This is a genomic window from Achromobacter agilis (assembly GCF_900496965.1).
Taxonomy (GTDB): domain Bacteria; phylum Pseudomonadota; class Gammaproteobacteria; order Burkholderiales; family Burkholderiaceae_B; genus Achromobacter; species Achromobacter agilis.
In genome coordinates this window covers 1-19,950 of record NZ_UFQB01000002.1, presented here as the reverse complement: position 1 = coordinate 19,950, position 19,950 = coordinate 1, and the positions used below count along the sequence as shown (strand labels likewise).

At 61.2% G+C, this 19,950-nt stretch carries 24 protein-coding genes; 7 read left to right on the top strand and 17 right to left on the bottom strand.

The window, feature by feature from the left end; all coding sequences use genetic code 11:
- Position 1 precedes the first annotated feature (1 nt).
- On the bottom strand, positions 2 to 424 hold the full coding sequence (locus AGI3411_RS02315) for a hypothetical protein (protein WP_129525808.1): 423 nt from the start codon (positions 422 to 424) through the stop codon (positions 2 to 4).
- 122 nt (positions 425 to 546) lie between these two features.
- On the opposite strand from AGI3411_RS02315, the gene AGI3411_RS02310 reads away from it, so the two are divergent.
- A complete protein-coding gene (locus AGI3411_RS02310; protein WP_129525807.1) occupies positions 547 to 1,296 on the top strand; it encodes an SDR family oxidoreductase in 750 nt (249 codons plus the stop codon).
- Between the two features lie 11 nt (positions 1,297 to 1,307).
- On the opposite strand, the gene AGI3411_RS02305 is transcribed toward AGI3411_RS02310, so the two are convergent.
- From AGI3411_RS02305 to AGI3411_RS02280, 6 genes are all read right to left on the bottom strand, one after another.
- The gene (locus AGI3411_RS02305) at positions 1,308 to 2,084 is read right to left on the bottom strand and encodes an HpcH/HpaI aldolase family protein (RefSeq protein ID WP_129525806.1); all 777 of its coding nucleotides are present in this window, start codon (positions 2,082 to 2,084) and stop codon (positions 1,308 to 1,310) included.
- Positions 2,085 to 2,093: 9 nt separating this feature from the next.
- On the bottom strand, positions 2,094 to 2,876 hold the full coding sequence (gene hpaH / locus AGI3411_RS02300) for a 2-oxo-hept-4-ene-1,7-dioate hydratase (protein ID WP_129525805.1): 783 nt from the start codon (positions 2,874 to 2,876) through the stop codon (positions 2,094 to 2,096).
- Entirely contained in the window at positions 2,866 to 3,753 is an 888-nt protein-coding gene (locus tag AGI3411_RS02295) for a fumarylacetoacetate hydrolase family protein (protein ID WP_129525804.1), read from the bottom strand. The genes hpaH and AGI3411_RS02295 overlap by 11 nt, the downstream gene beginning before the upstream one ends.
- Positions 3,750 to 4,622, bottom strand: a complete 873-nt coding sequence (locus tag AGI3411_RS02290) for an amidohydrolase family protein (protein WP_129525803.1) — start codon at positions 4,620 to 4,622, stop codon at positions 3,750 to 3,752. Before AGI3411_RS02290 ends, AGI3411_RS02295 begins: the two co-directional genes overlap by 4 nt.
- 12 nt (positions 4,623 to 4,634) lie before the next feature.
- The gene (locus AGI3411_RS02285) at positions 4,635 to 5,015 is read right to left on the bottom strand and encodes a RidA family protein (protein ID WP_129525802.1); all 381 of its coding nucleotides are present in this window, start codon (positions 5,013 to 5,015) and stop codon (positions 4,635 to 4,637) included.
- Between the two features lie 66 nt (positions 5,016 to 5,081).
- Positions 5,082 to 6,050 carry a Bug family tripartite tricarboxylate transporter substrate binding protein gene (locus AGI3411_RS02280; RefSeq protein WP_129525801.1) on the bottom strand — a complete coding sequence of 323 codons (969 nt, stop codon included), beginning with the start codon at positions 6,048 to 6,050 and terminating at the stop codon, positions 5,082 to 5,084.
- 237 nt (positions 6,051 to 6,287) lie between these two features.
- On the opposite strand from AGI3411_RS02280, the gene AGI3411_RS02275 reads away from it, so the two are divergent.
- Positions 6,288 to 6,920, top strand: coding sequence for a flavin reductase family protein (locus AGI3411_RS02275; RefSeq protein ID WP_129525800.1), 633 nt, complete (start codon positions 6,288 to 6,290; stop codon positions 6,918 to 6,920).
- Positions 6,917 to 7,708, top strand: coding sequence for an IclR family transcriptional regulator (locus AGI3411_RS02270; RefSeq protein WP_129525799.1), 792 nt, complete (start codon positions 6,917 to 6,919; stop codon positions 7,706 to 7,708). The genes AGI3411_RS02275 and AGI3411_RS02270 overlap by 4 nt, the downstream gene beginning before the upstream one ends.
- A 7-nt stretch (positions 7,709 to 7,715) precedes the next feature.
- On the opposite strand, the gene AGI3411_RS02265 is transcribed toward AGI3411_RS02270, so the two are convergent.
- Positions 7,716 to 7,925, bottom strand: a complete 210-nt coding sequence (locus AGI3411_RS02265) for a helix-turn-helix transcriptional regulator (protein ID WP_129525798.1) — start codon at positions 7,923 to 7,925, stop codon at positions 7,716 to 7,718.
- Positions 7,926 to 8,336, bottom strand: coding sequence for a hypothetical protein (locus AGI3411_RS02260; RefSeq protein ID WP_129525797.1), 411 nt, complete (start codon positions 8,334 to 8,336; stop codon positions 7,926 to 7,928). It lies immediately after the preceding gene.
- Between the two features lie 185 nt (positions 8,337 to 8,521).
- Here AGI3411_RS02260 and AGI3411_RS30315 point away from each other — a divergent pair, with 185 nt between their 5' ends.
- Entirely contained in the window at positions 8,522 to 8,881 is a 360-nt protein-coding gene (locus tag AGI3411_RS30315) for a hypothetical protein (protein ID WP_129525796.1), read from the top strand.
- 182 nt (positions 8,882 to 9,063) lie between these two features.
- On the top strand, positions 9,064 to 9,531 hold the full coding sequence (locus AGI3411_RS02250; RefSeq protein ID WP_129525795.1) for a YMGG-like glycine zipper-containing protein: 468 nt from the start codon (positions 9,064 to 9,066) through the stop codon (positions 9,529 to 9,531).
- 91 nt (positions 9,532 to 9,622) lie between these two features.
- On the opposite strand, the gene AGI3411_RS02245 is transcribed toward AGI3411_RS02250, so the two are convergent.
- From AGI3411_RS02245 to AGI3411_RS02215, 7 genes are all read right to left on the bottom strand, one after another.
- A complete protein-coding gene (locus AGI3411_RS02245; RefSeq protein WP_129525794.1) occupies positions 9,623 to 10,132 on the bottom strand; it encodes a flavin reductase family protein in 510 nt (169 codons plus the stop codon).
- A gap of 63 nt (positions 10,133 to 10,195) precedes the next feature.
- Positions 10,196 to 11,224 (bottom strand): methionine synthase, encoded by a 1,029-nt coding sequence (locus tag AGI3411_RS02240; RefSeq protein WP_129525793.1) that lies wholly within the window; start codon positions 11,222 to 11,224, stop codon positions 10,196 to 10,198.
- A gap of 27 nt (positions 11,225 to 11,251) precedes the next feature.
- The gene (locus AGI3411_RS02235) at positions 11,252 to 12,235 is read right to left on the bottom strand and encodes a DUF1852 domain-containing protein (protein WP_129525792.1); all 984 of its coding nucleotides are present in this window, start codon (positions 12,233 to 12,235) and stop codon (positions 11,252 to 11,254) included.
- Between the two features lie 426 nt (positions 12,236 to 12,661).
- Positions 12,662 to 13,552 (bottom strand): LysR family transcriptional regulator, encoded by an 891-nt coding sequence (locus tag AGI3411_RS02230; protein ID WP_129525791.1) that lies wholly within the window; start codon positions 13,550 to 13,552, stop codon positions 12,662 to 12,664.
- Between the two features lie 105 nt (positions 13,553 to 13,657).
- Positions 13,658 to 14,377 carry a hypothetical protein gene (locus tag AGI3411_RS02225; protein ID WP_129525790.1) on the bottom strand — a complete coding sequence of 240 codons (720 nt, stop codon included), beginning with the start codon at positions 14,375 to 14,377 and terminating at the stop codon, positions 13,658 to 13,660.
- A 318-nt stretch (positions 14,378 to 14,695) separates the two neighbouring features.
- The gene (locus tag AGI3411_RS02220) at positions 14,696 to 15,688 is read right to left on the bottom strand and encodes a hypothetical protein (RefSeq protein ID WP_129525789.1); all 993 of its coding nucleotides are present in this window, start codon (positions 15,686 to 15,688) and stop codon (positions 14,696 to 14,698) included.
- 429 nt (positions 15,689 to 16,117) lie between these two features.
- Positions 16,118 to 16,750, bottom strand: a complete 633-nt coding sequence (locus AGI3411_RS02215; RefSeq protein WP_129525788.1) for a TetR/AcrR family transcriptional regulator — start codon at positions 16,748 to 16,750, stop codon at positions 16,118 to 16,120.
- A gap of 257 nt (positions 16,751 to 17,007) precedes the next feature.
- Here AGI3411_RS02215 and AGI3411_RS02210 point away from each other — a divergent pair, with 257 nt between their 5' ends.
- Positions 17,008 to 17,901, top strand: coding sequence for an NAD(P)/FAD-dependent oxidoreductase (locus AGI3411_RS02210; RefSeq protein WP_129525787.1), 894 nt, complete (start codon positions 17,008 to 17,010; stop codon positions 17,899 to 17,901).
- A 262-nt stretch (positions 17,902 to 18,163) separates the two neighbouring features.
- Positions 18,164 to 19,030: a class I SAM-dependent methyltransferase gene (locus AGI3411_RS02205; RefSeq protein ID WP_129525786.1), complete on the top strand. Its 867-nt coding sequence runs from the start codon at positions 18,164 to 18,166 to the stop codon at positions 19,028 to 19,030.
- A 193-nt stretch (positions 19,031 to 19,223) separates the two neighbouring features.
- On the opposite strand, the gene AGI3411_RS02200 is transcribed toward AGI3411_RS02205, so the two are convergent.
- Positions 19,224 to 19,847: a tyrosine-type recombinase/integrase gene (locus AGI3411_RS02200; protein WP_129526119.1), complete on the bottom strand. Its 624-nt coding sequence runs from the start codon at positions 19,845 to 19,847 to the stop codon at positions 19,224 to 19,226.
- Positions 19,848 to 19,950 lie beyond the last annotated feature (103 nt).

Genomic DNA, 19,950 nt, shown 5'->3' with positions numbered 1-19,950 from the left:
CCTAATCCTCCTCGCGCCAACCCTTCCGCCGCCGAGCCTTCGGCCTTGGCGCGACCCCCAGGCGCGGGTCCCGCGCCAGCGCAAGCTCCGCTAGCCGCGCGGCCGTCGATTCGAAATCCTCGTCTTCCTGCGGCAGGTACAGCCATTTGCCCAGCACCGGATGCTGCAGCAGATTGGGCACGTCTGCAAGCAACGCGGCGTGGCGCTCCTTCGATGTGCATACCAGTACGCCGCTCCAGGGATCTTCACGGTCCGACGCGATCAAGTACAGCAACCCATCCAGATAGGCGGCGTCGCTGCCGAACATGCGCCGATGGGCGTAGTTGGCGTCGCGCGCCAGCGGTTCCAGGACCCAGGCGAGCGAGTTCTGGCGCGAGGCGGCTTGCCTGGTGGGCGGAGCGAAGGGGGCGGGGGGGCGAGGCATGGGGGGAGTTTAGTCGACCAAGCTGTCCTGGGATGAGGCCGGGTCTGGCCGCAAGAACCGGATATCCGCCCGGACGAACGCTCTGGAGAATGACGACACACCATTCATACCGGAGCTTCGCCATGGGTTTGCCGCAAGATAAAGTCGCCATCATCACGGGCGCATCGTCGGGAATCGGCCGTGCCGCCGCGCTTTTGTTCAGTGCCGAGGGCGCCGCCGTCGTCTTGAATGCCAGGGGAGAATCGGCGCTGGAAGAGGTTGCCGCGCGCATCCGGGATCAGGGCGGGAAGGCGCGGGCGGTTGCTGGCGACGCCAGCCAGCCCGAGACCCACCGGCGGTTGGTTTCAGAGGCGGTTGAGGAATTCGGAGGCCTGGATATCGCGTTCAACAACGTCGGCGCCACTGGCCCCATCGCGCCGCTGGCCGACATCGCCTTCGCCGATTGGCAGACAACGATAGCGGCGAACCTGCACTCGGCATTCCTGGGCAGCGTTCATCAAATCCCCGCCATGCTCGAGCGTAAGGGCGGGGCGATTATCTTCACTTGCAGTTTCGTCGGCACCAGCGCGGGGCTGCCCGGCATGGCCGCGTATGCCGCCGCCAAGGCCGGGCTGATGGGATTGGTCAAAGGAATCGCCGCCGACTATGGCGATAAAGGCATCAGGGCCAACGCGCTCTTGCCCGGCGGCGTCGACACTCCCATGGCCGGCGACAGCGCGCAGAAGGAATGGGCGGCGGGACTGCATGCGATGAAGCGGATCGCCCGGCCGGAGGAGATCGCTTCCGCCGCCTTGTTTCTGGCGAGCTCGATGGCGAGCTTCGTCACGGGCTCCGCCTTGTTCGCGGATGGGGGAAATGCGGCGGTGAAGTGACGGCTTGCGTGCTATGCCGGCGCGGTGGCGGCAAACCGCGCCGCGAGCTGATCGCAGTGCCGCGCCAGAATCGCTGCATCCACGCCCACCGCCGTATACAGGCTCCCGGCAGCCATATACCGCCGCGCCAGCGTCTCATCCGGCGTCAGCACGCCCGGCGCCTTGCCGGCCGCGCGTACCCGGCTGATGGCGCGTTCGACCTCGGCCACGACATTCGGATGCTGCGGCTCTCCCGGATAGCCCAGGCTGGCGGCCAGGTCCGCCGGCCCGATGAAGACCCCGTCCACGCCATCCACCGCGATAATCGCGTCCAGGTTTTCCAAGGCCTCGCCGGTCTCGGCCTGCACCAGGAGGCACAGCTCATCCTCGCAGCGGCGCATATAGTCGTGTACCCGGCCATAACGTGTGGCGCGCATGCTGCCGCCGACGCCTCGCACGCCGCGCGGCGCATAGCGCATGCCGGCCACGGCGCTCTCGGCTTCGGCGGCATTCTGTACGTAGGGCAGCAGCAGGGTCTGTGCGCCGATGTCCAGGTATTGCTTGATCTGGACCTTGTCGTTCCACGAGGGGCGCACGACGGGATGGCTGCCGTAGGCGGCCGCGGCCTGTAGCTGGGCCATTACGGTCGGCAGCAGCACCGGCGTGTGTTCGGTATCGAGCAGCAGCCAGTCAAAGCCGCTGGCGGCAACCAGTTCGGTGCTGTTGGGATGGCCGAGCGTGACCCACAGTCCGGTCTGATGGCGTTGTTCGCGCAGCGCGCGTTTGAACGTATTGACGGGAAGTTCCATGCGCCGTACCTAGGAGAAATGGACCGAGATGCTGCCGAGCTTGCCGTAGTCGGCATGCAGCGTGTCGCCGCTTTTGACGGCTACCGTGCGGGTGAACGACCCGGCCAGCACGATCTGCCCGGCGGCCAGGCCCGTATCGTGCTGGGCCAGCTTGTTGGCCAGCCACGCGATGCCCAGCGCCGGATGCCCCAGCACTGCCGCCGATACGCCCGATTCCTCGATCACGCCGTTCTTCAGCAGCAATGCGCCCACCCATCGCAGGTCGATGTCCAGCGGCCGCACGGGTCGGCCGCCCAGTACGATGCCGGCGCAGGCGGCGTTGTCGGCGATGTTGTCGACGATGCGGCGCGGATACTTGCTGCGTCCGTCGATCAGCTCCAACGCAGGCACCACATAGTCAGTGGCATCCAGCACATCGAACAGACTCACGTCAGGGCCGTGTAGCGGTTTGCCCAGCACGAAAGCCAGTTCCACTTCTACGCGGGGCACGATCAGCCTGGCCGTCGGGATGGTCTCGCCGTCCTGATAGAACATCGTGTCCAGCAAGTGCCCATAGTCCGGCTCGTCGATGCCGACCGTGCTTTGCATCGCCTTGGAGGTCAAACCGATTTTGTGGCCGCGCAATCTGGCCCCGGCGGCAAGCTTCTGGTCGATGATGCGCTTCTGGATCGCATAGGCATCGGCGATCTCGATGCCCGGAAAGGCCTGGTCGAGCTGCGTGGTAGGGACACCGCTGCGTTCCGCCTCCAGAAGGAGGCCGGCGGCGCGGTTGCGATCGTCTTCACTGAGCATGGAGGGTTCCTTGTGCGGGCACGGTCGATTCGTCGGCCACTGGGTTGGACAGGGTGCCGATACCCGCGACCTCTACCTCGACCACGTCGCCCGGCTTCAGGAAGCGCGGCGGCGTGAAGCGCACGCCAGCGCCGATAGGCGTGCCGGTCGAGATGACGTCGCCCGGTTTCAGCGCGGTCCAGATGGAGATATAGCGGATCAGTTCGGCGAAGGGGAACATCAGGTTGTCGGTCGAGTCCTGCTGGCGCAGCTCGCCGTTCACGCGGGTGCGAACCGTCAGCGGCGCGGCGGGGTCGAACTCATCGGCCGTCACCATCCATGGGCCCATCGAGCCGCTGGCGTCGAAGTTCTTGCCCTGGGTCACGTTGAACTTGCCGTGCTTGATCCAGTCGCGCACGGTGCCCTCGTTCAGGCAGGTCAGGCCGGCGATGTGGCTCCAGGCGTCTTCCGCGGCGATGCGGCGGCCGGCCTTGCCGATCACGATGGCGATCTCGCCCTCGTAGTCCAGCTGTTCGGACTCCGGCGGGCGCAGCAAGGGTTCGCCGTGCCCCACGAAGGACCCCGGAAAGCGCGGGAACACGCTGGGATAGGCGGGCGGCGCGCTGCCATCCCGATATTCCTCGTTGCGCTTGCCGTAGTTCACGCCCACGCAGATGATCTTCTCGGGCGTGGGAATCGGCGGCAGCAGGCGGACTTGATCCAGCCGGTGCGTGACCGGCAGCGTCCCGGCCAGGCGTGCCAAAGCGGGGAGGGCGCCAGCTTCCAGCGCGGCGCGCAGGCTGTCGTTGCCCTGGCCGTCCAGCGCAACGATCTCGTCCTGGCCGCGCAGGGCGCCAAAGCGCGCGCGGCCTTCATGGGTGAAGCTGAGCAGTTTCATTCGTCGAATCCAAAAAGGCGCGCGGGGTTGTCGACCAGGATCTTCCTGAGCGTGGCGTCATTGCCGGCATAGCGCGCCAACTGATCCAGCAGGCGGCCCTCGTCCGGCGTGGCTTTCACCGACACCGGATGCGGCCAGTCGCTGCCCCACACCACGCGGTCGGGGTTCGCGGCGATCAGCGCCTGGGCCAGCGGAATCACGTCGTCCCAGGGCTCGCCCGTGCGAGACAACTTCTCCGTCAACGACAGCATCACCCAGAAATTGCCGCGAGCCAGCAGTGCTTCCAGCTTGCGCCGCGTGGGGTCGCTCGCGCCCGCGCCTGGATCGGCGCGGCCCATGTGGTCCAGCAGCACCGGTATGTCCAGCGCTTCGAATTGCTCCATCTGGGCCATCATGCCGTCGGGCTCGGGCTGGAATTTGGCGTACCAGCCCAGCTCGCGGATGCGCGCGATGGTACGGTCGAACACGGCCGGCTCCATGCTGATGCCCAATCCCTGGCGCGTGAAGCGCGCGCCGCGCACCCCCGCGTCGTGCAGCTTCTGGATATAGGCGTCATCGCGTTCGGCCAGCACCACCGCATTCGCGCAGCCGCGATACGACGGGCCTGCCACGGCCAGGCCGTCCAGCACCACCTGATGATCGGCGCCATAGGTCGTGGCCTGCACGATCACCCCGCGCTCGATGCCGAGCAGCCGGTGCAGGGCCAGCGCCGTCTCGATCGTTGCGCTGGGCATTTCATACGCCGCGCCGGGGCGCACCGGATACCGGTCCGCCGGCCCAAAGACATGAAACTGGCTATCGCATGAGCCCGGCGGCAAGCGATACGCAGGCGCGGTCGGATGGGTATGGAAGTGTTGGTATTGCGTCATCGCCGCGGTCCTTTATCCGATCACCGCGACGAAATCGCACTCGATGAGCTTGTCGCCATCCAGATCCGCCTGCATGGTGTGGCGCGCCGGACGGTTCTGCGCATCCGGAAACGCCTGCAGCCACACCGCATTCAGCGCCGCGCGCTGGCTGCGGTCGCGCATCCACACCGTCATCTTGGCGATGTGGTCCAGTGTGCCTCCGCCCGCTTCCACGATACGGCGCACGTGGTCGAACATCAGTTCGCACTGGCGTTCCAGCGACGCGCCATAGGCGCCCGTCGCCGGCTCCGTGCCCTGGATGCTGCCGGAATACAGCATGGGGCCGATCCGGCAGGCTGCGGGAATGGGGTTCTTGTGGTTGAAGCCTTCGGCATAGATGCTGCGTCTGCTCATGGCGGGTTCCGTATTGGGATGGATGAGGGGGAGGGGCGCCGAGTCGCGTGCCTGGCGCGCCCGGATTCAATTCGCCGTAATGCCGGCGCGCTTGATGATCGGCGTCCAGCGCGCGTCTTCCGCGGCCAGGTAGCGCGAGAACTCCTCGGGCGAACTGCCGCGCGCCTCCGCGCCCAGCTCGTCGAAACGCTGGATGATCGCCGGCTGCGCCAGGATCTTGGCCAGCGCCGCGCTCAATTTGTCCAGAACCTCCGGCGGCGTGCCCTTCGGCGCCAGCAACCCGGTAAACGTCGCCGCCTCCATGCCCTGCACGCCGGCTTCCGCAAACGTGGGCACATCGGGCATCGAGGGCACGCGCTTGGCGGTCGTTACCGCCAGCGCCCGCAGCCGCCCATCCTTCACGTAAGGCAGCGCCACCGAGATCTGATCGAAATTGAAATCCACCTGGCCGCCCAGCAGATCCGTCGTGGCCGGCGCATTGCCCTTGTATTGCGCCGTCGTCCAGCGCGCGCCGGTCAGCGACTGCAACAGCTCACTCACCAGATGATTCGTCGTGCCCGCGCCCGGCGACGCCATGTTCAGCTTGCCCGGGTCCTTCTTCGCCAGCGCCAGCAGTTCTTCCAGGTTCTTTGCCTTCAGTTCCGGCCGCACTTGCAACACCAACGGCGTGTACGAGACCGAACTGATCGGCGCGAAATCCCGATCCCACTTGTACGCGTCGCGCTTGAAGATCAGTGGCGAAAACAGCAGCGGACCATTCGCGGCCATGAACAGCGTGTACCCGTCCGGGGCCGAGCGCGCCACTTGTTCTCCGGCAATCATGCCGCCCGCGCCGGGCTTGTTCTCGACGATGAACGGTTGCCCCAGCGCCGCCTGCAATCCTGGGGCAATAAGCCGTGCGGCCACGTCCACATTCCCGCCGGGCGGGTAGGGCACGACAATTTTCACGGGCTTCTCGGGCCAGGCGGCATGCGCCATCGAGGTAAGGACGGTCAGCGCCACAGTGGCGCAGGCGCGGAGCGCGTTGCGGTTCATGGTCAGTCTCCTGTGCGTGTCATCGCGTTTTGTTTGATGACACTCTAGGAATTCCCGCACTGCCAAACAACGCCAATTTGGCGAAAAGTTCCGAATATTGGACTATTTTTGGATAGTGTTCCACGGGTCCCTTCTGGATTTGGCCCTCTGCATCCGAAAATCAGGCTTGGCGCACTGTGTGCGCGCCGAGGCTCCCAGATTCTGATGTTCAATATCCGGACTACGAAGCGAGACAATATGCACTTCCCCGCAACCGACCTGAACCCCGAACAGACCTACCGCCTGATGAGCGGCATCGTCGTCCCGCGGCCCATCGCCTGGATCAGCAGCGTCAATGCCAATGGCGGCGTCAACCTGGCTCCCTTCAGCTGCTACACCTTCGTTTCCAACCAGCCGCCCATGATCGGCGTCAACATCGGCAGGAAGGCCGGAGAACGCAAAGACACCGGCCGCAACATCATGGCCAACGGCCACTTCGTCGTGAACATCGCCGACGAGACGCTCCTGGATCCGCTCCATGAAAGCGCCCAGGAACATCCGGCCGAAGTCAGCGAAGCCGACCTGCTGGGCCTGGAGGTGCTTCCCGGCTCCGCCATCCCAACCCCACGCCTGGCTGCGGCGCCCATCAGCCTGGAATGCCGGTTCCACAGCGTGACACCGTTCGGAAACACCGGCGCCGAATTCTTCGTGGGCGAAGTCGTGATGTTCCACATCCGCGACGGCTTGATGCAGGACGGCAAGATCGATACCCGCCAACTGCGGCCCATCTGCCGCATTGGAGGCCCCAATTATGCGTCGCTGGGCGTCATCGTCACCAAGCGCGCCATCGCGCAGACTCCCAAATCCGTCCTGAAACCGGAGGCTGCATGAGCGATGCCGAAGACAAGAGCGCGTCCGGAGCCCAGACTGTGCGCCGCGCGTTGGCGCTGCTGCGCTTGATCGCGTGCGGGCAGGAACGGGGAGTGCGCCTGGTGGACCTGGAGCGCATGTCTGGCCTGAATCGTCCCACCGTGCACCGGCTGCTCAAGACCCTGGTGCAGGAGGAAGCGGTCGAACAGGACCCGGAAACGCGCCGATATTTGATCGGGCAGGAGGTCACGCTGTTGGGGCTGGCGCGCACGCGACGGTTTCCGTTATTGACGCTGGCCGATCCGTATATGGCGGAGCTGGCGGATCAGGTGGGGGACACGGTGTTTCTCAGTATCCGGCACGGCCACGACTCGATATGCATCGGCAGGCGGACCGGGCGGCATCCGATACAGGTTTTGTCGATTGAAGTGGGGGTGAGGCGGCCGCTCGGGGTGGGCGTGTCGGGAGTAGCGTTGTTGGCCAGCCTGGACGCCGGGGAGAGCGTGGGATTGGTGCGCAGCAACGCAGCGCGGCTGGAGGTGTTGGGGGAGCGGGTGGAGGATGTCATCGCCCGGGTAGAGAAGGCGCGGAAAGAAGGGTTGGCGCATGCGCCGGCCGGGCTGATGCCTGGCACTAGCGCGGTGGCGGTGCCGATAATGTTAGGAAAGGAGCAAGCGCTGGGGGCGATTACGGTGACGGCGATGGCGGAAAGGTTGGCGGTGGAAAGGTTCGGGACGGTGGTGGAGAGGATGCGGCAGGCTGCGGCGGGAATTGCGGGGCGGTATGCCCAGGTAGCCGGCCGAACCTGAGGGCTTGTCAGGCTACGGATTCGCCGTACGGATTCTCAAAAATATCCTCAATCCGCCTCTTGAAAAGCGCGCTTATCCGAAATGCAAGATCCAGGGACGGCGCGTGCTTTTCGGTTTCCAGCGCGTTAACGGCCTGGCGAGAGACGCCCAACCGCTCCGCCAGGTCTGCCTGTGTCCAGCCTTCCTCGGCCCGCAGTACCCGCAACTTGTTTTTCATTCAATGGCTCGTACGAACAAAGGGAGATACCAGCGCGTAGATTCCCCAGAACACGGGATAGACGAGCCACCCCGGAAGGTGAGGGGCAGCCGCATAGGTTTCGCCAAATCCCCAGGCGGTCCAGAGCGCCATCGTGGCGCCGGCGGCCAGGATGAAGCATTTGGCGACTATCACGCGCACGTACTCATCGCTATGCGCCATGAGCCGTAGCGTGGCCCATATTTGGCCGGCCACGAGCAGCGCGGCCAGCGCTGCGACCGCCCATCCGGCGGGCTGGCCCAGGACGCCATCGAAAAGACCCGCGATCGCGGCAGCGTGAACCAGCACGTACGCGCTCATCAAAGACATGGTGCGGATAAGGTAAGTGCGGCCGGGTGTCGGGGCGCGCAGGGACTCGGCGTGGGTGTGCATGGCGGTTATCTATGTAAAGAAAACCTGACTTTATAGATGTCAGGTTGTCGTGTCAATAAGTCTAGTTTTCTTTACATTTTGTGGCTCGCTTCTAAGCGCTGCCGCACTTGAACCCCGGTTCGGCCGTCATCCCCGTCCCGTACACTACGGCGATTTTCCGGCCCTCGATAGGAATGGGATTTTTCATGAAATCGTCCACGTGCTTCGGCGTTGCATTTCTTCTCGCTGCGTTCTGCCTGAGCGCTACGGCCCAGACGGTGACGCCGCTTTCAGGGCAGTCTTCCGCAACCACCGAGCAAGATAGCACCGCGTGCCAGGCGCTGGCCGATAGTGAGAGCAGCGCCATTACGGAAAGTCCTGAATCCGGCGGGCGCGCCCGAGGCGCGGCCATCGGTCTGGCGGTGGGGGCGGCACCGGCGGGCGCGGCGATAGCCGGTGTGCGCAAGCGCCGGCACGAGCGAGCCGCCCAGTCGCAAGCCAAGGCGGCCGCTGCTTCCGCCTACGCCAATTGCATGCAGCAGCGCGGTTATCAGGTGACGCCCTGAGCACTGTAGGCTGACATCCCAATTGGGCAGACTTATGGTTTGCGGACATCGGCACTGGACTCGGCAAATAAAGGTGCCGGAACTCGATTACCCGCCCTCGATCTCCTCAAGAAAGTCGCGCCATCGCCTACCGGTAAAGCTAAACTGCAATTTCCTGGCTCTCGATAGCAATGGAGTTTTTCATGAAAACGTCCATGTATTCCGGCATCGCGTCTCTACTCGCTACGCTCTGCCTGAGCGCCACGGCCCAGACGGTGACGCCGCTCAAAGGGCAGTCTGCCGCAACCTCCCAGCAAGATAGCGCCGCGTGCCAGGCGCTGGCCGGCAACGGGAGCAGCGCCACTACCGAAAGTCCCCAATCCGGCGGACGCGTCCGAGGCGCGGCAGCTGGCGCCGCGGCAGGCGCGGCGGTGGCTGGCGCGCGCGGCCGGCAGCATGAAGAGGTGTATGACCGGATGGACGATGACGTCAAGCAGCAGTACCGGCAGAACCAGGCGAAAGACGCCGCGGTGGCGGGAGCGGTGGTAGGCGGTTCGCGGCAGCGGCAAGAGCGTCGGCAGGATCGCGCAGCCCAGTCGCAGGCCAGTTCGGCCGCCGCTTCGACCTACGCCAGCTGCATGCAGCAGCGCGGTTATCAGGTAACGCCCTGAGCGGCATGCGGCGTATCCGGGCCAACTGCCTTTCGGCGGGTAAAACGGGGCTTGATGGCTAGGGGCCGCTCTTAGCCGTGGAGGTATGCCCTCAAGCCTCGCAATGCTCGGCGATGTTGCGATACTGCCCTTTGTAGTACAGCAATGGCTGCGTAGCGGCAGCTTCTTGCAGGTTCAATGCCTTCACCTCACCGATCACGATCAGATGATCGCCCGCGGCGTGTTCGGCGTAGATCTCGCAATCAAGCCAGTGCAGGCTGCCGGCAATGATCGGATTGCCCAGCGGCGATTCCCGCCACTCGACTTCGTGCCACTTGTCCGTGCCTCGGCGAGCGAATTGCTTGGAAATCCTGACTTGCTCGTCCGACAGGATATTGACGGCGAATCGACCCGCCTGGCGAATTTTCGGATAGCTGCCTGAACTGGACATCACGCTGAACGACACCAGCGGCGGACTCATGGACACGCTATGGAACGACTGGCAGGTGAAGCCTATCGGCTCGTCTTCGAGGTGCGTTGTAATGACGGTGATGCCGGACGCGTAGTGCCCAAGCGCTTCGCGAAAGCGCAATGGCTCGATCGCGGTACTGGAAAGTGACATAGGATTTATTGTTCATGCGTGGCCGTCGCGAGCGGCTCGCGACGGCCATTTCCCGCCTTTGAATCAGTTCGAGAGTTCCTTACGGACGATTTCCGCGCCGGCGCTCAAGGCGCTCAGCTTGCCTCTTGCCACAGCACGAGACAGGGGAGCCATGCCGCAGTTGGTGCAAGGGTAGAGCTTGTCGGCATCCACGAACTGAAGCGCCTTGCGCAGCGTGTTGGCGACTTCCTCGGGGGTTTCAATGGCGTTGGTTGCCACGTCAATGGCGCCCACCATCACCTTCTTGCCCCGAATCAGCTCGATCAGATCCATGGGAACGCGAGAGTTCTGGCATTCCAGCGAGACGATATCGATGCTGGATTTCTGCAGCTTGGGGAAAGCCTCTTCGTACTGCCGCCACTCCGATCCCAGCGTCTTCTTCCAATCCGTATTGGCTTTGATGCCGTAGCCATAGCAGATGTGGACAGCGGTTTCACACTTGAGCCCTTCAATGGCCCGTTCCAGCGTGGCAACGCCCCAATCATTCACCTCGTCGAAGAACACGTTGAACGCGGGCTCGTCAAACTGGATGATATCGACGCCGGCAGCCTCCAGTTCCTTGGCTTCCTGGTTCAGAATCTTGGCGAACTCCCAAGCCAGCTTTTCGCGGCTTTGGTAGTGGGCGTCATACAGCGTGTCGATCATCGTCATCGGGCCCGGCAAAGCCCATTTGATCGGCTGCTTGGTCTGCTGGCGCAGGAACTTTGCGTCTTCGACAAATACCGGCTTGCGGCGAGCCACGGCGCCCACGACCGTCGGCACGCTTGCGTCATAGCGGTCGCGGATCCTGACCGTCTTGCGGTTCTCGAAATCAACGCCGTCGAGATGCTCGATAAACGTCGTCACGAAGTGCTGACGCGTTTGTTCGCCGTCGCTGACGATATCGATGCCTGCGTGCTGCTGTTCTTGCAGAGACAGACGCAGAGCGTCCTGCTTGCCCTCGGCCAGGCCTTCATCCTGCAGTTTCCAGGGCGACCAGAGTTTCTCGGGTTCTGCAAGCCAGGAAGGCTTGGGCAGGCTGCCGGCGGTTGAGGTGGGGAGCAATTTCTTCACAATAGATGCCTTGGTGTTTCTGATTAATCAAAGAGGGTAGTTAGCGGACCACTGCTCAAGAATCGCCTGGTACGGCTTGATGAAATGCTCTTCAACAAACCGCCCCTGCTCGATAGCCAGCTGACTACGTTCCTCTCGGTCATAGACAATCCGGGTCAGCGAATAATCCTGGTGCTTCAGGCTGGGCTGATAGGATCTTCCGGCCGCGGAATTCGCGTTGTAGATCTCTGGCCGGTAAATCTTCTGGAAGGTGTCCATTGTGCTGATCGTGCTGATCAGCTCAAGATTGGTGTAATCGCCCAGCAGATCGCCGGAAAAATAGAAAGCCAACGGCGCGGCACTGTTGGGAGGCATGAAGTAGCGAACCTTCATCCCCATCTTCTTGAAATATTCGTCAGTCAGCGAATACTCATCCTGCACGTATTCAACGCCCAGCACAGGGTGCTGGTTTTCAGTCCGAAGATAGGTCTTGCTGCTCGACACGCTCAGGCAGATCACGGGCGGCTTGCTGAAGTGCTCTTTGTACGTGCTTGAATTCACGAAGGCCTTGAACAGCTTCCCATGCAGGTCTCCAAAATTCTCAGGGGTACTGAACCCGACCTGATTCTTGGTGTGTTCCAGCAGCAGCACGCTGAAGTCGTAATCCCGGACGTAGGAGGAAAAATTATTCCCTACGATGCCCTCAATGCGCTCGTTGGTCTTTCGATCGACAATGCTCGTCTTCAGGATTTCAATCAAGGGCAGGGCGTTGCCGCTGCTTGCGCCGTCAATGCTCATCTCGACGGAGATGATTTCAAGATTGACGGTATAGCGATCGCCCTTGGGATTGTCCCAATGCGCCAAGGCATTGAAACGGTTGTCAATCATCCGCAGCGTGTTGCGCAGGTTCTCCTGGCGGCTCGTGCCCCTGGCCAGATTGGCAAAATTGGTGGTGATCCGCGTATTGTCCGAAGGACGATAGTCTTCGTCGAAACAAATGCTCTTGATGGCAAATGTGAATTCGTTACTCATATTGCTTTGCTGCCCTGATTCCTGAGATAAACCCGCGTCCATTTATCGCTTTTCAGCGCTGCTCAAATTCTTCTGGTTTTTGTTTGGCAGTCTTCATATCGACGGCGTAGGGGCCGAAGTATAGGTGGGGTCATCCATGAATAAAAGTGAATTGATCTCATGGAACCATTAGCTGTGCTCATGTGCGGGAGGGCATGCCGATCTGCTCGCAGATTTGGCCTTGCCTCGGCCACGCGGTCGGCCGCAGCCCAACGCTCTCAAGTCCGGCAGCGTCTTTCTCAGGGGAAGGGGATTGTTTGCTGGCTGTGCCGACGCTCGGCCTAGCAGAAAGCCCGGCGGCGCAATCATTGCGCGACCGGGATCTTGGCCGAGTACGGGTTAGATGGCGGTTGACCCCGCGTAGCGAGCAGACGTGCCCGCGAAGAATCAGGCTGCGGCTGGCCTTTTTGCCTGTGCGATAAATGCACGCAGGTAATCGATATCCACGTCCGCCTCGCGAGCACCCAGATAGATGTGCTTGGCAATGCCTTTCTTGCCCAGCCGGACGGGCACCACATTCATCGTGTCCGCGTACTCCAGCACCAGCCAGCGCGGCAACGCTGCCACACCGCGGCCGCTGGCGACCATCTGCAGCATGATGTCCGTCGTCTCGATCGCCTTGTGGCGCTTCGGCGTAATGCCCGCTGGCGTCAGGAACATGCTGTAAATGTCCAGCCTGTCCATCGGCACCGGATAGGCCACCAGCACTTCCTTGCCAAGCTGCTTGGGAGTGACGTACTCCTCCTTGGCAAGCGGGTGGTTGCCCGCGACGACCAGCACCTGTTCATAGTCGAACACAGGCTCGAACACCAGCCCGGGCTTATTCAGCGGATCAGGCGTGACCAGCAGATCGATTTCGTAGCCGAACAGCGCCCCGATGCCCCCGAACTGGAATTTCTGCTTCACATCCACGTCCACATCCGGCCAGGCCGCCAGATACGGGGAAACGATCTTCAGCAACCACTGATAGCAGGGATGGCACTCCATGCCGATACGCAGCGATCCGCGCTCTCCCTGGGCGAACTGACGCAGGCGCTCCTCGGCCAGGTTCAGCTGCGGCAACACCCGGTTGGCCACTGCCAACAAGTATTGACCGGCTTGCGTCAGCCTCAGGCTGCGGCCTTCACGCAGCCAGATGTCGGTGCCCAACTGCTGCTCCAACTTCTTCATGCTGTGGCTTAGGGCCGATTGGGTCACGTGAAGGACGCCTGCGGCTGCGGTCAGGGAGCCTTGTTTTTCGACCTCTTGCACGATGGATAGATGGATGCGGTCGAGCATGGGTGATGAATGGAATTCATGGGCTGTTGGGGTTGGGCGATGTTACTTCATCGATGTGTAATCCCGAGTTCGCCGGTTCAACAGTTCTTGAGAGCGCGTAGCTAATCATTCCTTAAAGACGGTAGGGAGACCTCGATGTGAAGCCCAACGCAAAAAGAGATCGTTTTTAAAGTACCACTGAATGAGTTCAATTTCTTTCGCATCCGGATGAACTATAAGGTTCCAATGGCTGACGCGATTTTGAATGTCGAGCTCTGTCTCAGAAATGATTAATACGAAATCGATCGGCTGGCAAGTACGGTCGCCATTTAATTCCCTCTTTCCCAGATTCTCTCTTATCGCAATCGTAAGGTCCGAAATTTCTATCGATAGATCTCTCGCATTAATTATAATAACGCCGCACGATGCGCTCGGAAGCAAAAAAAGATTTTTCATGCTTCGCAGTTGCGGGCGAGCAGAGTTTATACAGTTACCAATCACGCTTCGATAGAAGAAATCTAGGGATTCTCGCTTTAACCGCTCGCCATCAGGATGCCGACAAAATATTTGCTCGACATCAACAGTTCCAAACCAGAATTTTCTCAACCAAGGGTCGGACTCCGCTTTACTGTTCAGCCACTCATTGAGCTGCGAGCCTCGATTACCAGATAACGATTTGACCTCAACGATAATACTTCGCTGCATCAGAAAATAGTCTGCGCGTTGTAATGAATTCCCATTGTGTGCCAAAAACATACTCGCGGGGAGATCATCGATATTCTCAGCCAGAGGGTCGACATGCACGATTTGGTCGAGTATTACCTTTAAATCTCTGTCTACGCTCATGTCGATGCCTCCGATATAATTACCCGTGATGACCGGTGGCAACCGAACGACCAGAATCGATAGATATTCGGTTATTTTCAATCGTCACGGGCGTAAATTTTAACCCTGATGTCGCCCCTTTAAACATAGGTCAGCGTCGTTTCCACGCCGCGTCGGTGTAGCGAGCAACCATCGCCGACAGCTCCAGGCCATGAGCAGACACTTTCCCGTGGCCGCTTCCGAGTAGGCTAGCTAGGTGCCAGACGACAGCCCAAGTCATCCAATGAAGAGAGAGGCTCGCAGATCGCAGCCGTGGCGAGGTCGATGTGATGCGCGCTGTTACTTTCCCCGTGCGCGATCGATCTGCTCTTGAATGTAGCCGTCAAGTTGTAGGACGCTTCCGTTCAGCGCCTCGCGAAACGTTTCCGTCTGCTTCATGAAGTCGCAGTACTTCTTGAGTGCCGCGTCCGAGTCCTTTTCTTTCTGCAACGAGCGGTGCCGCTTTTTCCAACTGACAACCGGGTCGGTCTTGATCTGCCAGTTGTAATGATCCCCTAGCCATTCTACGTACTCACCCATGTTCGAGGCCTTGCATCCGTTAGCTTGCGCGAAGGCCTTTGCCTCGTCAGTCCATGCGAACGGCCACGCTTGGCAGTGTCGAACCGCGTCATCCCTGCTCGGCCGGTTGGGGTCATTCTCCGAGACGTAGCCGAGCCAATCGTCGATCTGATTAATCGTCGAGAGCATATCGGCCTGAAGATCGTCTATAAGCTTATCACCAAGCCCCTCAGCCACCTCTGTGAGTCGGCTGGATGCCCTGACAAAAGCATCTTTCTGATCGAACAGGTCTGGCTTACCGAGGTACTTCACTGCACGATGCGATATCTTGTCGCCTGAGGATAGGCTGTAGAAAACAGGCTTATAGGCACCAAGCACAGTGCACGCCACTCGGAAGTAAAACACCGCGAGCGAGTGCAAAATGTTCTCGTGACGACTTCCCTGATGGTAGGCAGAGTTCCTGAACGAATGTAGGTACTGGATGCTGTCCGCTGTTGCCGCAGAGACCATCGCCATCTCACGCGCGTAGCGCACTTTGGCATCGAAGCCTTGACCGATTGCGGCAACCGCTGTCTTCCATTCCGGCTTGGACTTCTTGTTCGCTGCGAAAGATTGGCTCATCATGACCTTGTCCTTCGCGTGCTGATGAAGAACCAACTCCACGACGTTGTCGACGAGCATCAGAGCAAACCGATCGAAGTTCCTGTCTCGAACCGCTAGCTGATCGACAGCTAGGTCAAGTTGGTCAATCTGGTCAGCAAAGAACTGGTTCATGGAGCATCTTCCGGTCGAGGCACAACGAGTCTAACCGGCCTTCAAGGCCGCATGCTTTCTCGGTGGTGGAAGTCGTAATTATCCCTCTGATATGTCGACTGTCCGTTTCTCGGCATCGAGATCTGCTTTGCTGAAGTCAGCAATGGGTCGACAGCAGACAAACGAGAACGACCATTTTCGACCCATTGCAGCCGGTCGAGCAGTCTCTGTTCGACGGGCAGGTATCGGAGTGGAACGGTCATTCCCCGCCGTCGCCAGGGATACCAGTCACCGGCCTCTGCGGGCGCTTAGAACCGTGCGCTGGTGAGGCGGCTTTTGCGCGCGTGCAGTGGCCTCGCCCATCGGCGTGCGCGCATCATCCACAGATTGATTAGAGCGAACAGGGTATGCAACTCTGCGGGCTCTTCATCAAGCCGCGATAGCGCACTTCTAGATGCTATCGTGCGCAGCGATGAACATGGCGACGGCCGAACGGCAATAGGATTCGATTTCGTTGTCATCCTCTGCTCTCGCCTCATCGAAGCGTGCGATAAGTAGAAGATCTGATCCTTTGAAAAGCGCGGCAAACAAGCGGGCGGATTGGCGAGCATCGGGTACGTTCAGAATCGCTTTCGCGTGCAACTTATGCAGCACGGCCTCGACTTGGGCGATGACATGGGCGGGCCCGGCTTCGTAATGGAGCTTGCTTAACGACTTTTGATTCGTCTTGTCGGCCAAAACCATGGCTTCGACACTACGGACGTCCGGGCTTAACAGCGTGTGAAGCAGGGATGATCCCACCGCCATCAGCTGATCTTCGGCCGAACCGCCGACACTGTCAGAAAGGGCCAGGGGTGCAAATTGATGGCAGTGAGCCACCATGGCCGCGCTGAACAGCGCCTCTTTGTTCTCGAAGTGCCGATAGATGCTGAGTTTGGATATCTGCGCCCTCTGCGCGACCTTGTCCATGGTCGTCGCTTGAAATCCCAATTCCACAAAGAGTTCGCCGGCGGCGTCGACGATCGTTTGGCGAAGCGCCGCGTTGGCGGGCCGGCCGCGCCGGCCCTGGCTGTTTTCGGTCACGACAATTCCAGTACTTGACAGTATTCAAATTCTCCAATTACGATACCATCAAGTATCGCAATTTGCAAGACGCGGGCAGGCTTTGCTCGGGCGCTCACCGTTATCGGCGGCATTGTCGGGCGGGTCAATACCGCCTTGGGCAACTCTCTTGCCAATGGCGAAGCCTTGCTCGCTGACCGTATCAAACGCGTATCGCGGGACGATGCTGCACACCACGCCCAGCCCAACCCTCCATCCACAACACGGAGTCCATCATCATGAAAGACGTCATCATCATCGGAGGCAGCTTTGCCGGCCTCGCCGCCGCGCTGCAACTCGGCCGGGCCCGCCGCACGGTCACCGTTCTCGATACCGGTCGGCCGCGCAACCGCTTTGCCGGCCACTCGCATGGCATGCTCGGCCACGACCACAAGCCGCCGCTTGACATCCTAGTCGAAGCGCGGCGACAACTGGCGCGCTATCCAACGATCAGCCTGGTCACTGCGCGGGCCGAGAGCGTGTCTGGCGCCGTCGACGATTTCCGCGTCATCACTGACGATCACGAAAGGTTGAGGGCTCGCCGCGTAATCCTGAGCTATGGTGTCGTCGATCAGATGCCTGATGTTCCGGGCTTTGCCGAGAACTGGGGCTCATCCGTCATCCCATGCCCCTATTGCGACGGCTTCGAAGTTGCTGACCAGCATTGGGGCCTCGTCTGGTCCGGCCCGCAGTCGATGAATCAGGTCAGGCTGTTTCACGATTGGACTGACAGGTTGACCGTCTTCGGCAACGGTCACGACATCACTGCCGACATACGGGCCGATCTGGCGGGCCGGAAGGTCCCTCTCGTTGATGGCCGGATCACCGAAATCGCACGCCACGGGAGCCATGGTGCCACCATCAAGCTCGATATCGGCCCCGATGTCGCGGTCGACATCCTGTTCGCGCATCCGCGCAACAAGCCGTCCGTAAACCTGCACGACGAACTGGGCCTTACCACGGTCAATACGCCAACCGGCATCGCGCTTAAGACCGACGAGCGCCGTGAAACCAGCATGCCGGGCATCTACGCCGCTGGTGACCTTGCCAACCCCGGCATCCCCTCGGTTACTACGGCGGCATGGCAAGGAGCGATGGCGGGTATCTTCGTTCAGCAGTCGATGCTGGTTTAAGAGCATAGATTGGAGATGACGATGGCCGTCAACTCGGGCAGTGCGGGTGTGCGCTTCCCTCCCGCCCTTCGTCTATCTGGGAGCGCTGCGACCAACGATTTTCCCATTGTCCTCCTTCCACGGATCCGCAACCAGCTGCTGCTCCCGGGGCACGGTTCGCACAGGTCAGGAGGCGTGCGGGGCAGGGGTGCTGGCCCCTGACATGTTGGGCTACGGAAGGTGGCCGGCAGCTTAGTTAAAACCATCAGAACGAGGATATGTCATGGCAGAGCAAAATGCCGATCAGGTCGGCGACTGGAATGGCCAAGGCGGGGAGCGCTGGGTCGTCAATCAGGCCCGGCTCGACGCTATGGTGGCGGTGTTCGGCCAGGCCGCGATAGAAGCCGCTGCGCTCGCGACGGGTGAGCGCGTGCTGGACATCGGCTGCGGCGCGGGTGCGTCAAGTCTGGCGCTGGCCGCTCGCGTCGGCGCGGGGGGACGAGTGCTGGGCGTGGACATATCCGAACTGCTGATCGATCGAGCGCGCGCGCTTGCGTGCCACGCCAATACGCCGGCGCGGTTTCAGGTGGCCGACGCCAGCAACGCAGAGCTGCCCGAAGGCGCGTTCGACATTCTGTTCTCGCGTTTCGGCGTGATGTTCTTTGATGATCCGACAGCGGCGTTCACCCACATGCGAAGTGCGCTCCGGCCGGGCGGCCGGGTCGCATTCGTCTGCTGGCGCGGTGCGGCCGAGAACGATTGGATGAGACTGCCGATGGGCGCGCTCAAGGGCATCATCCCGCCGAGCGCGCTATCCGATCCCGAAGCGCCCGGCCCGTTCTCGTTCGGCGACCGGGAGCACGTGGCACGCATCCTGACGGCGGCAGGTTTCACCGAAATCGTTATCTCGCCCTGCGACGCGGCCGTCCCATTCGGCGAAGGCGAAACGCGGGACGCCGCGATCGATGACGCAATGAGGATGACGCTTGAGGTTGGCCCGCTGTCGCGTGCGCTTGCCGCTCAACCCGACGACATCCGCGCCCGTGCCTGCGCCGCAGTTCGCGCCGCCTTCGCGAGCCTCCCCGGTGAGGGGGCGGTGATGATCAACGGGGCGGCGTGGATCGTCGTGGCGAGAAATCCGGCAAGCTGACAAGGGTTAACGGGGAGACGCCTCCGCTCGGTAGAGCTTGGCGTCGTTGGCCGCTCAGATTGATGTCCGTGCTGGCCGCTGAACGAGCTCTCGCCTTGCGACAAACAACGGCCGGCTACGAAGCAGAGCCGACGCCGGCGCGTGTAACCGGCAGTTTGTGGCCGGCAAGCGACCGCTCGTCGGCCAGGATATGTCAAACCTCAGTTTGCTCGGCCATCTCAAGAGCATCGTCGACCTCGATGCCGAGATAGCGAACTGTGCTTTCCAGCTTCGTATGCCCGAGCAGCAACTGTACAGCCCGAAGATTCTTCGTCCGGCGGTAGATCAGCGAGGCTTTTGTACGGCGCATAGTGTGGGTTCCATATGCGGTATCGTCGAGGCCAATCGATGCGACCCAGCGATGCACAATACGGGCGTACTGCCGCGTCGACAGATGCGGTGACGTATGCAAGCGGCTCGGAAACAGAAAATCCGCCGCCTTTAGTCCTCGCGCCTCGATCCATGCTTCAAGGCTCTCACGGGTTTGCTCCGTTATCTCGAATTGAACCGGACGCTGGGTCTTTTGTTGCATGACGGAGGCTCTCGCGGCCACCTGGCTTCCGTGACGTATGTCCTGCACCCGCAAGCGCGTGAGATCGCACGCTCGAAGCTTGCTATCGATTGCGAGATTGAACATTGCGAGTTCCCGGACGTTCGACGCCATCTTCAGTCTCGTTCGGATTGCCCAAATTTCTCCTAGCTTTAGAGGTGGCTTTTGCCCGGTGAGTTTGCCCTTGTTCCATGGTGACCTGCTCCCCGTGGTTAGTACGAAATCGATGTAGAGTCCGTTCACAAAGGAACGGCAATGAAGAAACGATTTACGGAAGAACAGATCATCGGGGTGCTGAAGGAGGCCGAGGCAGGGGCCAAGGTGGCCGAAC

Excerpts from the sequence above, each read along its gene's own strand:
- AGI3411_RS02265 (WP_129525798.1), bottom strand. The coding sequence starts at position 7,925 with ATGAAAAACAAGTTGCGGGTACTGCGGGCCGAGGAAGGCTGGACACAG.
- AGI3411_RS02295 (WP_129525804.1), bottom strand. The coding sequence starts at position 3,753 with ATGAAACTGCTCAGCTTCACCCATGAAGGCCGCGCGCGCTTTGGCGCC.
- AGI3411_RS02270 (WP_129525799.1), top strand. The coding sequence starts at position 6,917 with ATGAGCGATGCCGAAGACAAGAGCGCGTCCGGAGCCCAGACTGTGCGC.
- AGI3411_RS02310 (WP_129525807.1), top strand. The coding sequence starts at position 547 with ATGGGTTTGCCGCAAGATAAAGTCGCCATCATCACGGGCGCATCGTCG.
- AGI3411_RS02250 (WP_129525795.1), top strand. The coding sequence starts at position 9,064 with ATGAAAACGTCCATGTATTCCGGCATCGCGTCTCTACTCGCTACGCTC.
- AGI3411_RS02285 (WP_129525802.1), bottom strand. The coding sequence starts at position 5,015 with ATGAGCAGACGCAGCATCTATGCCGAAGGCTTCAACCACAAGAACCCC.
- AGI3411_RS02245 (WP_129525794.1), bottom strand. The coding sequence starts at position 10,132 with ATGTCACTTTCCAGTACCGCGATCGAGCCATTGCGCTTTCGCGAAGCG.
- AGI3411_RS02210 (WP_129525787.1), top strand. The coding sequence starts at position 17,008 with ATGAAAGACGTCATCATCATCGGAGGCAGCTTTGCCGGCCTCGCCGCC.
- AGI3411_RS02225 (WP_129525790.1), bottom strand. The coding sequence starts at position 14,377 with ATGAGCGTAGACAGAGATTTAAAGGTAATACTCGACCAAATCGTGCAT.
- AGI3411_RS02280 (WP_129525801.1), bottom strand. The coding sequence starts at position 6,050 with ATGAACCGCAACGCGCTCCGCGCCTGCGCCACTGTGGCGCTGACCGTC.
- AGI3411_RS02230 (WP_129525791.1), bottom strand. The coding sequence starts at position 13,552 with ATGCTCGACCGCATCCATCTATCCATCGTGCAAGAGGTCGAAAAACAA.
- AGI3411_RS02260 (WP_129525797.1), bottom strand. The coding sequence starts at position 8,336 with ATGCACACCCACGCCGAGTCCCTGCGCGCCCCGACACCCGGCCGCACT.
- AGI3411_RS02205 (WP_129525786.1), top strand. The coding sequence starts at position 18,164 with ATGGCAGAGCAAAATGCCGATCAGGTCGGCGACTGGAATGGCCAAGGC.
- AGI3411_RS02290 (WP_129525803.1), bottom strand. The coding sequence starts at position 4,622 with ATGACGCAATACCAACACTTCCATACCCATCCGACCGCGCCTGCGTAT.
- AGI3411_RS02315 (WP_129525808.1), bottom strand. The coding sequence starts at position 424 with ATGCCTCGCCCCCCCGCCCCCTTCGCTCCGCCCACCAGGCAAGCCGCC.
- AGI3411_RS30315 (WP_129525796.1), top strand. The coding sequence starts at position 8,522 with ATGAAATCGTCCACGTGCTTCGGCGTTGCATTTCTTCTCGCTGCGTTC.
- AGI3411_RS02220 (WP_129525789.1), bottom strand. The coding sequence starts at position 15,688 with ATGAACCAGTTCTTTGCTGACCAGATTGACCAACTTGACCTAGCTGTC.
- AGI3411_RS02275 (WP_129525800.1), top strand. The coding sequence starts at position 6,288 with ATGCACTTCCCCGCAACCGACCTGAACCCCGAACAGACCTACCGCCTG.
- hpaH (WP_129525805.1), bottom strand. The coding sequence starts at position 2,876 with ATGCTCAGTGAAGACGATCGCAACCGCGCCGCCGGCCTCCTTCTGGAG.
- AGI3411_RS02305 (WP_129525806.1), bottom strand. The coding sequence starts at position 2,084 with ATGGAACTTCCCGTCAATACGTTCAAACGCGCGCTGCGCGAACAACGC.
- AGI3411_RS02235 (WP_129525792.1), bottom strand. The coding sequence starts at position 12,235 with ATGAGTAACGAATTCACATTTGCCATCAAGAGCATTTGTTTCGACGAA.